13 protein-coding genes are annotated in these 13,602 nt (G+C 58.7%); 8 read left to right on the top strand and 5 right to left on the bottom strand.

Translation table 11 applies throughout. The features are described from left to right. Nucleotides 1-327 precede the first annotated feature (327 nt). The 3 genes from ACIX8_RS03175 to ACIX8_RS03165 are packed head-to-tail and all read left to right on the top strand — an operon-like array spanning nt 328 to nt 2,060. Entirely contained in the window at nt 328-909 is a 582-nt protein-coding gene (locus ACIX8_RS03175; protein ID WP_014263870.1) for an RNA polymerase sigma factor, read from the top strand. Further along, nucleotides 906-1,502, top strand: coding sequence for a hypothetical protein (locus ACIX8_RS03170; RefSeq protein ID WP_014263869.1), 597 nt, complete (start codon nt 906-908; stop codon nt 1,500-1,502). Before ACIX8_RS03175 ends, ACIX8_RS03170 begins: the two co-directional genes overlap by 4 nt. A gap of 21 nt (nt 1,503-1,523) precedes the next feature. Next, nucleotides 1,524-2,060 carry a periplasmic heavy metal sensor gene (locus ACIX8_RS03165; protein ID WP_014263868.1) on the top strand — a complete coding sequence of 179 codons (537 nt, stop codon included), beginning with the start codon at nt 1,524-1,526 and terminating at the stop codon, nt 2,058-2,060. A 196-nt stretch (nt 2,061-2,256) separates the two neighbouring features. Here the strand turns inward: ACIX8_RS03165 and ACIX8_RS03160 are convergent, their stop codons facing one another. Beyond that, nucleotides 2,257-3,177, bottom strand: a complete 921-nt coding sequence (locus ACIX8_RS03160; protein WP_014263867.1) for a LysR family transcriptional regulator — start codon at nt 3,175-3,177, stop codon at nt 2,257-2,259. Nucleotides 3,178-3,269: 92 nt separating this feature from the next. Between ACIX8_RS03160 and ACIX8_RS03155 the strand changes: the two genes are divergently transcribed. The 3 genes from ACIX8_RS03155 to ACIX8_RS03145 all read left to right on the top strand — a co-directional run bounded on the left by ACIX8_RS03155 (nt 3,270) and on the right by ACIX8_RS03145 (nt 5,330). Then, nucleotides 3,270-4,001, top strand: a complete 732-nt coding sequence (locus tag ACIX8_RS03155) for an SDR family oxidoreductase (RefSeq protein WP_014263866.1) — start codon at nt 3,270-3,272, stop codon at nt 3,999-4,001. A gap of 46 nt (nt 4,002-4,047) precedes the next feature. Then, on the top strand, nt 4,048-4,959 hold the full coding sequence (locus tag ACIX8_RS03150; RefSeq protein ID WP_014263865.1) for an SDR family oxidoreductase: 912 nt from the start codon (nt 4,048-4,050) through the stop codon (nt 4,957-4,959). A 62-nt stretch (nt 4,960-5,021) separates the two neighbouring features. Continuing rightward, complete coding sequence (locus ACIX8_RS03145; RefSeq protein WP_014263864.1) at nt 5,022-5,330, top strand: DUF3861 domain-containing protein; 309 nt, start codon at nt 5,022-5,024, stop codon at nt 5,328-5,330. 55 nt (nt 5,331-5,385) lie between these two features. Here the strand turns inward: ACIX8_RS03145 and hppD are convergent, their stop codons facing one another. Then, the gene (gene hppD / locus ACIX8_RS03140) at nt 5,386-6,519 is read right to left on the bottom strand and encodes a 4-hydroxyphenylpyruvate dioxygenase (protein WP_014263863.1); all 1,134 of its coding nucleotides are present in this window, start codon (nt 6,517-6,519) and stop codon (nt 5,386-5,388) included. A gap of 446 nt (nt 6,520-6,965) precedes the next feature. Beyond that, nucleotides 6,966-7,931, bottom strand: a complete 966-nt coding sequence (locus tag ACIX8_RS03135) for an aldo/keto reductase (protein WP_014263862.1) — start codon at nt 7,929-7,931, stop codon at nt 6,966-6,968. 183 nt (nt 7,932-8,114) lie between these two features. Between ACIX8_RS03135 and ACIX8_RS03130 the strand changes: the two genes are divergently transcribed. Continuing rightward, nucleotides 8,115-9,332, top strand: a complete 1,218-nt coding sequence (locus ACIX8_RS03130) for a type 2 periplasmic-binding domain-containing protein (protein WP_014263861.1) — start codon at nt 8,115-8,117, stop codon at nt 9,330-9,332. Nucleotides 9,333-9,386: 54 nt separating this feature from the next. On the opposite strand, the gene fahA is transcribed toward ACIX8_RS03130, so the two are convergent. Together fahA and ACIX8_RS03120 are read right to left on the bottom strand one after the other, a co-directional pair. Beyond that, on the bottom strand, nt 9,387-10,673 hold the full coding sequence (gene fahA, locus ACIX8_RS03125) for a fumarylacetoacetase (protein WP_014263860.1): 1,287 nt from the start codon (nt 10,671-10,673) through the stop codon (nt 9,387-9,389). A gap of 393 nt (nt 10,674-11,066) precedes the next feature. Beyond that, nucleotides 11,067-12,161: an aldose epimerase family protein gene (locus tag ACIX8_RS03120; RefSeq protein WP_014263859.1), complete on the bottom strand. Its 1,095-nt coding sequence runs from the start codon at nt 12,159-12,161 to the stop codon at nt 11,067-11,069. A gap of 212 nt (nt 12,162-12,373) precedes the next feature. On the opposite strand from ACIX8_RS03120, the gene ACIX8_RS03115 reads away from it, so the two are divergent. Further along, on the top strand, nt 12,374-13,597 hold the full coding sequence (locus ACIX8_RS03115) for an SGNH/GDSL hydrolase family protein (protein ID WP_014263858.1): 1,224 nt from the start codon (nt 12,374-12,376) through the stop codon (nt 13,595-13,597). Nucleotides 13,598-13,602 lie beyond the last annotated feature (5 nt).

The raw sequence follows: 13,602 nt of genomic DNA, 5'->3' as shown, positions 1-13,602 counted from the left end.
GTCCTAACAGCAAGGGTGAGATCAAGTTCTTCGGGGTCCTTCGACTCCGCACCTCGCAAAAAACGCGAGGCGCTCCGCTCAGGATGACGATTCTGTGGAGGGACAAATATGTGATTTGTCGTTGTCCCGATTCGCCAGACACTATCCAAGCCTGAATTCGCAGTCGAATTTGTGGCGATGGCACGGGCGGGAAGCGGATTCCCTTCGGGAATGACAGAAAGAAAAGCCTAAACTGCTCACAGGACTCGATTTTCTCCCCAAAACGGGTTGAACCGCGAGGAAGCTTCTATGTAACCTGAAGCAGAAGACTTCCACGTCTCCTTCTATATGCAGCTAGCTCTCAACGCGACCTTGACGAATGTGGAAGCTCCCGAGCGCACTGGCTCGGAGCTTGACGATATCGATGCCCTGGTGCGGACCTATCGCCCACGCCTGCTGCGCTTCGTAACCTTCGCCATCGGCGACGCGGATCTCGCGGAGTCCATCACGCAGGACTGTTTCCTCAAGGCCTACAACGGCCGCGCCACTTTCCGTGGCGACTGCGCGGTCAACACCTGGCTGACCAGCATCGCCATGAACCTCATCCGTGACCAGCAGCGGCTGCAGAAGTTCCGATTCTGGCGACAGGCGCGAGCGACCGCAATCGATGTCAACGAGGCCGCAAACTTTCTCCCCAGCAAAGAGTGCTCCGCCGAATCACGCATCCTGATCAAGGAGCAGACCCGGCAGGTACAGGCCGCGCTCGAACACCTCTCCGTCAACCAGCGCAGCATCTTCCTTATGCGCTTTGCCGAAGACATGGAACTGGCCGAGATCGCCGCGGCCATCCACATGCCGCTCAACACGGTGAAGACGCACCTCCATCGGGCGCTGAAGTCCGTGCGGGCCCAGGTTGGAGGTTCACGATGAACTCCACCCCTCACCTCTCCGAGAGGGAGATAGACAGTGTGTTGATCGGCGCGCCTGCCGCCGGGATAACGGCCCACCTCTCCGAATGCGGACATTGCCGTCAGCGTGTGTCCGAAGCCAGGGTACCGATTACTCGCTTCAAAGCTGTCACCCTCTCCTGGAGCGAGCGCCAGTCGGCCACCCTGCCGCTACGGTCTTCGACGGCTGGTTCCATGACCTGGAAGCGTCGCGCAGCCCTGGCGGCAACCGCAACCGCCGCCCTGCTGATCGGTCTTGCTATCCCGCTGACGAAAAGCGAGCTACAGTTTGCCCCGGAATCAACCGGGCATAGAGCCGGATCTTCAACGGCAGAAGTAGCAGCGGTTTCGGCTCCGGCTCTATCAGCCGCAATGAAGCAGGGCTCCGCTGCACCCCAGGCCACTGCGACTGACGTCGCGGATAACGAACAGGACGAGCAGATTGCCCGCGATAACCAGATGCTCCAGAACATCAATCAGGCTCTGGATAATCCCGTCGAATCGCCTGCCGACGCCTACTCGCTACAGCCTGCAGACGGCCACCAGCAGGCAGCGCCCCTCACAGAACTAAATTGATTTAGGGTTGAAGGATCGCTCTTGACCTCGCTCCGTCATCTTCGGCATCTCATGCTCGCCGGCTTCATGCTGCTTGCCTGCATGGTCCTGCTCAGTGCCTCCCAGGCGCACGCGCAGGGCCGTGGCGGCGCCAGGGGCGGCATGATGGGTATGGGAGGCCGCATGGGCGATCGCGGGCTTGCGCCCTCCGCGGGGAGTCAGACCATCCACCGTGGGCCTATGCTTGCGCCACCCGGCCGCTTCTGGGACGACAAGAAGACCGTTAAAAAACTCGACCTGCGTCCCGAGCAGCAGAAACGAATGGACGATCTCTTCAACTCCAGCAAGGACAATCTGCTTTCGCTCTACAACAACCTGCAGAACGAGCAGCAGCGATTCGGTTCGATGTCCCGCGAAGATCTACAGGATGAGAACAAAGTCTTCGCGCAGATCGACCGCGTAGCCCAGGCCCGCGCCGATCTGGAGAAGGCCAACGCCCACCTCCTGCTGCAGATTCGCAAGGAGCTGGATCCCCCGCAACTCGCGGAACTGGACCACGAGATCGCCAGTTCGCAATAGACGGCTTTGTCTTTCTTGTTGTCATTCCCGCAGGGAATCTGCTGTCTCCCGTTCTTCGTTCGTACTGCCCAGAAGATGAGGGCGACAACCAAGGGAGCGTAGTCTGCACTGGCACCCGTTAAAAACGGGAGGAAGCAGATTCCCTGCGGGAATGACAACAAGAAAAGCAAAAACAAGAAACAGGGGAACAGCTAGCTCACTTCTGTTCAGACAGCGAACGCCCAAGCGTCTGGATCGTCTTCCTTAGCCAGATATGCGCCGCATCCGTGTTCACCCTGGGATGCCAGACCATCACATACTTGAAAGAGTGCATCGGCTCAGGCGGAACGAGAAGCTTGATGCGGCGATCCCTGGCGTAGGCCTGCGCGAACCTGCGAGGGACAGTTGCGATCAGCTTCGTCTGGGGAATGGAATGCATCGCAGCGGAGAAATAAGGGACCTGCACGACTACATTTCGCTTGTGTCCGAGAGCCGCCAGCCTGTCGTCCGGAATGGTTTGTGAGTCCCCCAACGTACTCACGCCGATATGCTCCCCGTCCAGATATTGCTCCAACGTAAGTTTCTCTCCGCGGCCGCGGCTGGCCGATACCACGCAGACAAACTCCTCCTCGTACAGTTCCAGCCGCTGTAACGGGGATGGAATCTTCACCTCGTCGGCATCGAGAACCAGGTCGAGGCTGCCGCGGGCCAGGGCTTCAAATCGATCGGAGCGCCATCCCATCAGTTCGAAGGCCACCTTCCCCGCAGCAGGCAAAACCTCGCGGCACAGGAGAGGTGAAAAAACAGTGGCGGCAGAGTCGGTCACGGCGATGCGGAAGCGCGCAACTTCTTTTGCCGGATCGAACTCGCCTCCACTGATCAGGCGATCCAGCCGAGGCAGCATGACTTCCAGCTCCTGCATCAGCCGCAGCCCCTGCGGTGTCAGTTCATAGGATGTGGCTGTCCTGACCAGAAGATCGTCGTGAAACAGCTCTCGCAGGCGCTGCAGCGCACGGCTTACCGCAGGTTGGCTCAGGAGCAGCCTCGCAGCCGCCCTTGAGACATTGCGCTCTTCCGCCATGACGGCGAATACCACTAACAGATTGAGATCGGCTTGACGCAGTTGTGTCAGACGCATAAAGGATATTAGCACTATGCATTGGACTTATACCCGGTAGCGGCGTCAGATGGTTCCTAAGCGTTGCGGAAAGCGACGCAAAGGAGAAAGTCATGGCAAAGATAGCAATCGTAACCGGGGCATCACGTGGAATTGGTCGAGTGATTGCCAAGCGTCTTGCAAAGGACGGTTTTTCTGTCGTTGTGAACTATGCAGGCAGCGAAAGCAAAGCTCAGGAAGTCGTTAGCGAGATCGTCGCGGAAGGCGGCACAGCAGTCGCACTGCAAGCCGACATCTCGAAGCCCGAAGATGTGCAGAACCTGTTCGCAGCGACCAAGAAGCAGTACGGGCAGATTGATGTCGTCGTGAATAACGCAGGCATCATGGAGCTCTCACCCATCGCGAAGGGCGATCTCGAGCTCTTCGACAAAACGATCCAGACCAATCTGCGCGGCACCTTCCTGGTCTTCTCTCAGGCGGCACAATACATCGCCGAAGGCGGCCGCATCATTGCCTTCTCCAGCAGCGTGCTGCTGAAGTCCTTTCCTACCTATGGCGCGTATATCGCGGCGAAGGCGGGTGTCGAAGGCCTGATCCACGTTCTCGCGAACGAGTTGGCCGGACGCAACATCACGGTGAATGGAGTAGCCCCCGGACCTACAGGCACGGAGCTCTTCCTCAACGGCAAGAGCGAAGAGGACATCGCGCGGCTGCGCAACCTCTCTCCGCTGCAGCGCCTCGGCGAGCCGCAGGACATCTCCAACGTGGTGTCGTTCCTCGCAGGACCGGACGGCGGATGGGTCAATTCGCAGATTCTCAAGGTCAACGGCGGCTTCGCGTACTGATAGAACTCGCCACACAAACGCAAATGCAACTTAGAGGAGTGAGGTTATGAAAAGCGTAATCGTAATTACAGGAGCATCCAGCGGATTCGGCGCACTGACCGCCCGCGAGCTGGCAAAGGCCGGTCATACCGTGTATGCCGGCATGCGTGAGACAACAGGTCGGAACGCCCCACAGGTAGAAGAGGTCCGTAGGTTCGCAGCCGAAAACCATGCGGACCTGCGGGCCGTCGAGATGGATGTGCAGTCCCAGGACTCTGTGGACAAGAGCCTGCAGACCATCGTCGCGGAGCAGGGCCGGCTCGATGTCGTGATTCATAATGCCGGCCACATGGTCTTCGGGCCAGCCGAATCCTTCACACCGGAGCAGCTCGCGCAGCTCTATGACATCAACGTCCTGAGCACCCAGCGCGTCAACCGCGCTGCTCTGCCGGTGCTTCGCAAGCAAGGCACCGGCCTCGTACTTTGGATCGGGAGCACGAGCACGCGCGGCGGCACGCCTCCGTATCTCGCGCCTTACTTTGCGGCCAAGGCCGGTATGGATGCCATGGCCGTAAGCTACGCGGGAGAGCTCGCTCGCTGGAACATCGAGACCTCCATCATCGTTCCCGGAGCCTATACCTCGGGCACCAATCACTTCGCCCATGCGGGACATCCGAACGACAAAGAGCGATTGGCCGAATACGACAAGGGGCCAACCGCTGGACTCGACAAGGAGATCATGGCTGGCCTGCAGAGTGTTTCTCCTGAGGGGGCTGATGTCATCGAGGTCGCACAAGCCATCGTGCAGGTCGTGGACATGCCCTTCGGCACACGCCCCTTTCGCGTACACATCGATCCAGCCGATGACGGCGCGCAGGTAGTGAACGCTGTCGCCGATCGCATACGCGTGGAGTTCCTGCACAGCATTGGCCTTAAGGATCTTCTTAGGCCCACCAGGGTCCATGGGAACAAGCCCTAAGCAAACGCTGGCCTGCTTCCAGGTCTCTGGACGTTCACGCATACCTGTCGTCAGGAGGAGAGATGTCTTATCGTTACCGGATCACCATTGAAAAGCTCGGCCCACTTCAGAGCCATCGTCAGGAGGAAGAGAGTCTGCAGTTCTGCGCCGACAATCACGATCCTCTGCTCGAGATCGTGAAGGCGATTCGGGCAAAACGTCTCCTCGACATGGACAGATCGGCATCGCTGGCGATTGGGCTCAAACTCCTGGGCGAGATCGTTCTCGAAAAGAGAAAAGATCCGTTGTTCGCGCCCCTGGTGCTACCGATTCGTAACTTCACTCAACAGCTCAAGAGTCTTGAGCCGGTCAGCAACACTACAAAACCATAGCGCCACACTACAGTGCTTCCCCATGGCGATCATCGCCATGGGGCACTGCGTATCACTACAGATTTCCGCGGCTGGCCTGTTCGCGCTCGATCGCTTCAAACAACGCCTTGAAGTTTCCCTTGCCGAAGCTGCGGCTTCCCTTGCGCTGAATGATCTCGTAGAACACTGTGGGACGGTCCTCGACCGGGCGCGTGAAGATCTGCAGCATGTAGCCCTCATTGTCACGATCGACCAGGATGCCCAGCCGCTCCAGATCATCGGTCGGTTCATCGATCTTGCCGACACGCCCCTGCAGCTCCGTGTAGTACGAGTGCGGAACGGTAAGAAACTCCACGCCCTGCTGCTTCAGCCGCGAGACCGTATCGAGGATGTCGTTGGTCGCGAGCGCGATGTGTTGAACTCCAGGGCCGCCGTAGAAGTCGAGATACTCTTCGATCTGCGACTTGCGCTTGCCCTCGGCCGGCTCGTTGATCGGGAACTTTACGTAGCCGTTGCCGTTGGCCATCACCTTCGACATCAGCGCCGAGTACTCGGTCGAGATATCGCTGTCGTCGAAGTGCTGATACAGCCCGAAGCCCATCACGTCTTCGTAGAACTTCACCCAGTCGTTCATCGAGTTCCAGCCCACGTTGCCGACGCAATGATCGATGTGCAGCAGCCCCACGGGCCGTGCCACGACATCATCCATCACCGCACGATAGCCGGGCAGAAACGGCCCTGTGTAGTCGCCACGCTCGACGAAGGTATGCAGCGTATCGCCATAAGCGGCGATGCTCGACACCACCGCGCGGCCATGCTCATCTTCCAGTACCTGCGGCTCCTCGACGCTGCGCGCGCCGCGCTTGGTCGTCTCTTCCCACGACTTGCGGGCATCATCGACCCACAGCGCAATCGAGCGCACGCCGTCGCCATGCTTTGCGATGTGTTCCGCGATCTCGGTGTTGGGACGCAGCGGCGTAGTCAGCACAAAGCGCACCTTGCCCTGCTGCACAACGTACGACGCACGATCGCGGCGTCCGGTCTCGGGTCCGGCATAGGCAACGAGCTTCATCCCAAACGCCGAGCGATAGAAGTACGCCGCCTGCCGCGCATTACCGACGAAGAACTCGACATGATCGGTGCCGCGCAGGGGCAGAAAGTCTTCGCGCTGCTGTGTGGTTTCGGGGACTGGGGCGAGGGTAGTGCTCATGGTGGTCTCTCCGTGGTGCGCCGGCATGCTCCTAATAAGATGCATCCGGCGCAACAGGTGAGGATATGCCAGCCCAGACAACTCTGGCTAGCGCATGGATATGAATTTCTGGTGCGCCCAATTGCTGTGGTTGCCTTTGCCCCTTGCCCTTGCCTTTCTTGTTGTCATTCCCGCAGGAAATCTGCCTCTTCTGCTTCTGTCATTGCTTTTGTTTTTCTGGTTGTCATTCCGAGCGCAGCGAGCGAACCTGCTGTCTCCCGTTCTTCGTTCGTATTACCCAGAGCCACATGGGTTAAAGCGAGGAATCCCTCTGGACGCACAACGTTTGTGGCGACATTAACAAAAAACGGGAGACAGCAGGTTCGCTCGCTACGCTCGGAATGACAACCAGAAAAATAAAAGCAGAAGACCCGATCTACCACTCCCCGAATAGATCGAGCCTTCCCTTAAAACCGCGCCTTCAAAAACTCCCCAACCTCGGCATACTCAGCCTCGGACAGACGGAAGTTCACCGCCGGAAGAACCCCTTCCACCTGCTTCGCATTGCGCCCGCCGACGATAGCCGCCGTAATCGCGGGGTTATACAGCGTCCAAGCAATCGCGACGACACCTGCCTCGACGTTGTGGCGCTTGCCAATGGTTTTGAAGAGCTCCGCAAGCTCAAGATTGCGCGAGAGTTGCGGCTCCTGGTAGTTCTTGGCGTTGCGGCGGAAGTCGTCCTCCGGCATCTGGGCGACGCGCTCTTTGGTCATCGCCCCGGTGAGCAGGCCGGAGTGCATCGGCGAGTAGTTGATGACGCCGATGCCGTGCTTCAGGCAGAAGGGCAGAATCTCCGGCTCAGCCGAACGGTTGATCGCGGAGTAGGGCGGCTGCAGCGACGTAATCGGAGCGATCTTGAGAGCGCGCTCCATCTGGGCAACGCTGAAGTTGGAGACGCCGATCCAACGCACCTTACCCTCGCGCTGCAGTTCGGCCATCGTGGTCCAGCCCTCTTCCAGCTCTTCGTCAGGAACCGGCCAATGAATCTGGTACAGGTCGATGGCCTCCACCTGCAGACGGCGGAGGCTCTGCTCCACCTCTTCGCGGATCTTCTTCATCGTCTGCACGATCTTGCGATCTTCACCCCAGGTCATGGAGGACTTGGTAAAGACATAAGGCTTTGCGCTGGTGGACTTCAGGGCCTTCGCAACCGTCTCTTCCGAGTGGCCGAGGCCATAGACGGCAGCAGTATCGATCCAGTTGATACCGGCGTCGAGAGAGCGATGAATGGCGGCAATAGAATCCTGATCATCCTGCGCGCCCCAGCCGTACTGCCACCCGCCTCCGCCGATGGCCCAGGCGCCAAAGCCGATCGCGGTGAGGTGAAGGTCAGAGTTGCCGAGTTGTTTGGTGTTACCGAGCGGTGTGGTCATAGTCCATTGGACGCCGCGGCTCACGCAACGGACGCAGCGGCAGCAAGAATCTGGCCGGTACACGAACCGAGTGCAAGAGGCGGCACACCCTCGCGTTCGTCCCATGAGATATTCAGCAAAAACGAAGGGAGTTAAACAAAACAAAAACCGGTTTATGATGATTCCGGCATGCGGGAGTCGATCATGACAGCTTTTGTACGCCTACTCGCGGGCGTTGTGCTGAGTTGGAATATAGCGCCCGCTCTCGCTCAGCAGAGTGCATCCGTTCTCGGCGACGCGCAGTCAACCTCAGCGGAGGCATTGCGCCATGGAAAGCTCGTCTTCTGGGTGTCCAGCGAGCAGCCCTTTGATGGCAATGCCATTGTCGCGGAATTGAAGAAGGACTATCCAGCCATACAAGTGCAATGGCAGGCGTTCCAGCGAGCCTCGTTTTTGCCTGCACTTGAGGCAGCGCGCCAAAAAGGCACACAACCTGACGTTGTGTTTACAGATAACTACGCACAGGAAGGACCGTTGCTGGCTTCCGGGCAGGTACGAAAGATGGCAGGCAAGCCCTTTCACCTCGACAGAGGCTGGTGGACGGCATTAAAGGACGCCCCAGACCACAGTACCGCTGATGCATTCCTGATCTGGCTGGAGCAACCTCCCGACTGGAGTCCCATAAAACCAGCGACACCGCTATTCAAGCTCTCTGATAAAGCAGAGATTAGCGCAATTGCAAAGGAGGCAATCCAGGGATTCTCTTCATCTCCAACACAAACATTAAAGAACACACTGGACTCCGCGATCGCACCCATCGACTGGGATTGGGTTCGTCAACTGAATATGCCGAAAGACGAAAATCAGCGTTATACGCCGACGGTGGAAGAGATCGGTGGCAATACGCGGTTGGCCTATGTCGTACTGTCTACTCAAGTGCAAGGCGAAAGCGTTTTCGGCGTTCTCCACTCGTTCATGGTCTTACGGAAAGAAGATTCGAAGTGGAAACTACTCCTGGTGGAACCAGATGACAGTTTGCCGAGAGCCGAGAACATGCTTGCGAAGTTCGACATGCTAGGTTTGAACAATGAGGCCTCACAAGGAAACGCAAGCATCGCTTTATTGGCTCCCGCTGACGGCGAACGGGTGACGCGTTTTCCTAAAGCGGAGATCTCATTTCGGCAAGAAGGATCACCCGGAGTTCTGCTTGGAATCGAGTCCCAATTTTCCGATCCTTCACGCAAAGAGTGGTCACCATCGGTCCTCGTCTGGGTGAAGAACTCCCTAGATGGCACACCCACGTATCACATGCCAGCCCCGTTCGGGGTCGGCATGCAACCCCATCGTTGGCGCGTATGGAGTGTGAACAAGGCTGGCGTGGTGACATTAAGCGAGTGGCGCACGGTCGATTTCACAAACTAATAGACGTGACGATCTATTACAGCCGTAATATCTGAAAGTTCCAGATCGAAAGTTCTATGCCTCTGATATATGGCCCACGCATTCTCCCAGTTCGATCAGGAGGAAACCTTCACGCCTGCACAGCGCTCGCAAACTGACCTCGTCCCCATCCTGAAGCCAGGCACGATGTTCCCCATTTGGAAGAGCGATGGACTCCGCACCATTACGCGTAAGCTCGAGCAGGCAGCCTGCGGACGCGCGTTCCGGTCCAGAGATCGTGCCCGTCGCCAGCAGATCGCCAGGACGCAGATTGCAGCCGTTGCTGGTGTGGTGTGCCACCATCTGCGCGGCAGTCCAATAAAGCCCGCGTGCATTTCCGCGACTCACCGGCATCGGCGCAAGTCCAGCCGCGCGACTCGCCTCCGTGCTCAGCAACACCTCCACTTGTATGTCGAATGCGCCATGCTGCTGATCGGCATCGTCCAGAAGATACGGCAAGGGTTGCGGATCACCCTGCGCGCGGGCCGCGGGCGCAACGCGGAAGGACTCCAGCGCCGCCATCGGGGTAATCCACGGCGAAACACTGGTCGCAAAACTCTTGCCAAGGAACGGCCCCAGCGGCTGATACTCCCACGCCTGCACATCGCGCGCAGACCAGTCATTCAACAGCGTGACTCCGAAGAGATGCTCGTGCGCGTTTGCTATCGAGATCGGTTCTCCCAGCGCATTGCCCTGCCCTACGACGAACGCAAGTTCAAGTTCGTAATCGAGCGCCGCACTGGGCTCAAACGTAGGCTGCGTCTCCTGGTTCGCTGGACGACGTTGACCCCAGGGTCTCCGCACGGATGTTCCACTGGCTATCACCGAGGAGGCGCGGCCGTTGTAGGCAATCGGCACATGCTTGTAGTTCGGCAGCAAAGGATTGTCCGGGCGAAAGAGTTCGCCGACCCTCCGCGCGTGATGCAGGCTTGCGTAGAAGTCGGTGTAGCCACGCGGGTCGATGGGGAGAACCAGCTCCACCTCACTCAGCGGAACGAGCAACCAGTCGGCTGCGGTGCGGGCATAGCCATCGTCACTCAAGCATGCGGTCAGCACTGCACGCAGCGCCTGCCATGCCTCCGGCCCCGCTGCGAGCAAATCATTCAAAGTGGACTGGCTACAGGCGTCGCGCACGCTGGGAGCAAAGCCCTCCAAAAGTCCGTGTCTTACGCACGCCTCCAGATCAAGCAACCAGTCCCCGATCCGGACACAGAGACGAGTCACATCATCCTTGCGAAAGGCACCGTACGGCAGATGATTCAAGCCAAAGCCATGCGGCTCGTTTGCACCGTCAACCCAGCTGAGCATGGAACCCTTTGTCATTTCGGCCTCGTTTTCGTCAGCAAGTCAGCAAGTCAGGTTAGATCGTGGGGTTGGTAAATCAGTGAGCCAGAAATTCCGTGAATCCGCAGGTTATGAGACAGGTGAAGATACAGGGCCAACGGCCCGGCTCATCGATGGCACCGGTGAATCGGCTGACACCTGTTGCCGCAAAAGTCATTGCGCGCTGAGGCGCGTCACCTCAGGGGCTAAAGCCCAATTCGTGCGGACTTTTACGGCACGGGTAAACCCGTGCCCTTAACGAAACATGATTCAACGGACTTATGATTCACGAACCTACTAATTCGCTGGCCGGCGGCTTCACTGGCTCCCTGCTTCACTAATTCACTGCTTCACTGCTTCACTGACTCGCTGACTCGCTGACTCGCTGCCCCACTAATTCGAAAACGTCCACGTCGTCTCGCTGTGATACGTCTGCCCGGGCTTCAACTCCGTGCTGGGAAAATCCGGACGATTCGGCGAATCCGGATAGTGCTGCGTCTCGAGACACAACGCACTGCGCTTCACATACTTCACGCCACCCGGCCCTATCAGCGATCCATCAAGGAAGTTGCCGCTATAGAACTGAACTCCCGGTTCTGACGTCTCGACCGTCAATACGCGCCCACTCTTTGCGTCATAGACCTTGGCCGCCGGACGCAACACGCCGGCCTTGCCGCGCAGAACAAAGTTGTGGTCATAGCCCTTGCCGTGTTTCAACTGCTCGTTGTCCACGTCGATGCGCGAGCCAACCGTCTCGGGCTTCGTAAAGTCAAAGGGCGTTCCCGCAACCGGCGCAAGATTGCCCAGGGGTATCGACGTTGCATCGATGGGCGTGAACTTGTCGGCGTCGATCGTCAGCTTCTCGTCAAGAATCGTCCCATTCCCCGCACCCGCAAGGTTAAAGTACGAGTGATTGGTCAGGTTCACGACGGTGGGCTTGTCCGTAGTCGCACTGTAGACGATGCGAACCGTATTGCCCGCCAGCGTGTAGCGCACATGCGCCGTCATCGTGCCGGGGAAACCCTGGTCTCCGTCCGGGCTGACAAGCGTGAACTCCACGCCTTCGGGGATCTCTTTCCCCGTCCAGTTGCGGCTCGCAAAGCCGTCGGGGCCGCCGTGCAAGGCGTTCGGTGCGTTGTTGATCGGAATCTGGTACTGCTTGCCTTCGAGCGTAAATTTGCCCAGCGCGATGCGGTTCGCGTAGCGTCCCGGCACGCTGCCGAAGTAGCTACTCGAATCCTTGAGATAGCCCTCGATCTTGTCGTATCCGAGCACGACGTTCCCCATCTTGCCATCGCGGTCTTTGGTAGCAAGCGAGACGACGCGCGCGCCATAGGTCATCACGCGCATCTCAACCGACGGATTCTTCAGCGTATAGATCTCGACCGCGGCACCATTCGGCAGCTTTCCAAAAGTGCTGTGGGTAACGGAGGCATGGGCGATGGCAGTAGACGTAGTGCACAGCAAAACAGCGCAAAGCAGCTTCATGAGGGAATCTCACCAGCAGAGTAGGATCACGGCACGCCACACACTGTAGCGCGCCATCATGCGCCACTATACGCGAGCGCAGCATGGCCGCACATCCTGCGTCTTTCGAAGCCTGTAGCCAGTCTCAATAAGAGCGGTTTAGTCTGTTGAGCAAACCCGAACGCCCGCCTTACCAGGCGTCATAACCATCCCATTCCACACTGGAGTTCTCTTTGCGCCTCTCACGCCCCTTGCTTGCCTCAGCGATCTTCCTGCTTAGTCTCTCGCCCGCAATCCATGCCGCTGCTCCCGATCATTGGACAGGCACCTGGGCCGCCGCCCCCACAGGCGCGACGAATCCCGACGGTCAATTCGGCGCGGACGGCACCGATGGAACCACGCTGCGCGAGATCGTACACATCTCCCTGGGCGGGTCTGAGTTCAGGGCCATCCTGACGAATGAGTTCGGCAAAGAGCCGCTAACCATCAACGCCGCCACACTGGCGCCAAGCACGGGCGGTGGAAGCATCCTTGCCGGTAGCTCCGTACCGTTGACCTTTGGCGGACACAATTCGGTCATCATTCCCCCAGGCGCACTCATCGTGAGCGATCCCGCTCCGCTGAAGGCTGCGGCTCTGTCAGACCTCGCGGTCAGCCTCTATCTGCCAACCCAGCCGATGAGCCAGTTGTCCGTTCACTCCTACGCCGATCAGACGAACTACGTCATCCCCGGCAACTCCGTTGCCAGCGCCAGCCTGACCAGCCCGAAAGAGGTGTATAGCTGGGACTTCCTGAAGGGCATCGACGTGAAGACCGAGGCCGACGGCGCAGCCATCGTGACCTTTGGAGACAGCATCACCGACGGCGCACACAGCACACGCGACAAGAACCTGCGCTGGCCCGATGTGCTGGCACAGCGCCTGCAGGCCGATAAGAAGACCACGAAGCTCGGCGTGCTGAATGAGGGCATCGGCGGCAACCGGATTCTGCACGACGTATCGGGGCCCAGCGCTCTCGCTCGTTTCGATCGCGATGTGCTATCCCAGGCGGGAGTGAAGTACCTGGTCATCCTGGAGGGCGTCAACGATATCGGCCACGCGACCGACCCGGCGAAGCCCTATGACGTCATCACCGCGGACGATCTGATCGCCGGCTATACACAGATGGCACGCCGCGCGCATACGCACGGCATCAAGGTCATCGGCGCCACGTTGACGCCGTATGTCGGTGCCAAGTACTCCTCACCCACGGGCGAAGCGATGCGTCAGGCATTGAACCAGTGGATTCGCACGACCAAGGAGTTGGACGGCTTCGTTGACTTCAGCAAAGTAGCGAGTGATCCGGCCCATCCAGATACCTTTCTTCCGGCGGACGATAGCGGCGACCATCTTCACCCGAGCGATGCAGGCTATAAGGCCATGGGAGAGAGCATCGATCTGAAGCTGTTCACCAAGTAGCTCAA

The organism is Granulicella mallensis MP5ACTX8 (genome assembly GCF_000178955.2).
In the GTDB taxonomy this organism is placed as follows: Bacteria; Acidobacteriota; Terriglobia; order Terriglobales; family Acidobacteriaceae; genus Granulicella; species Granulicella mallensis.
The sequence above is the reverse complement of the archived record's forward strand: the minus strand, read 5'-3'. Positions and strand labels throughout refer to the sequence as shown.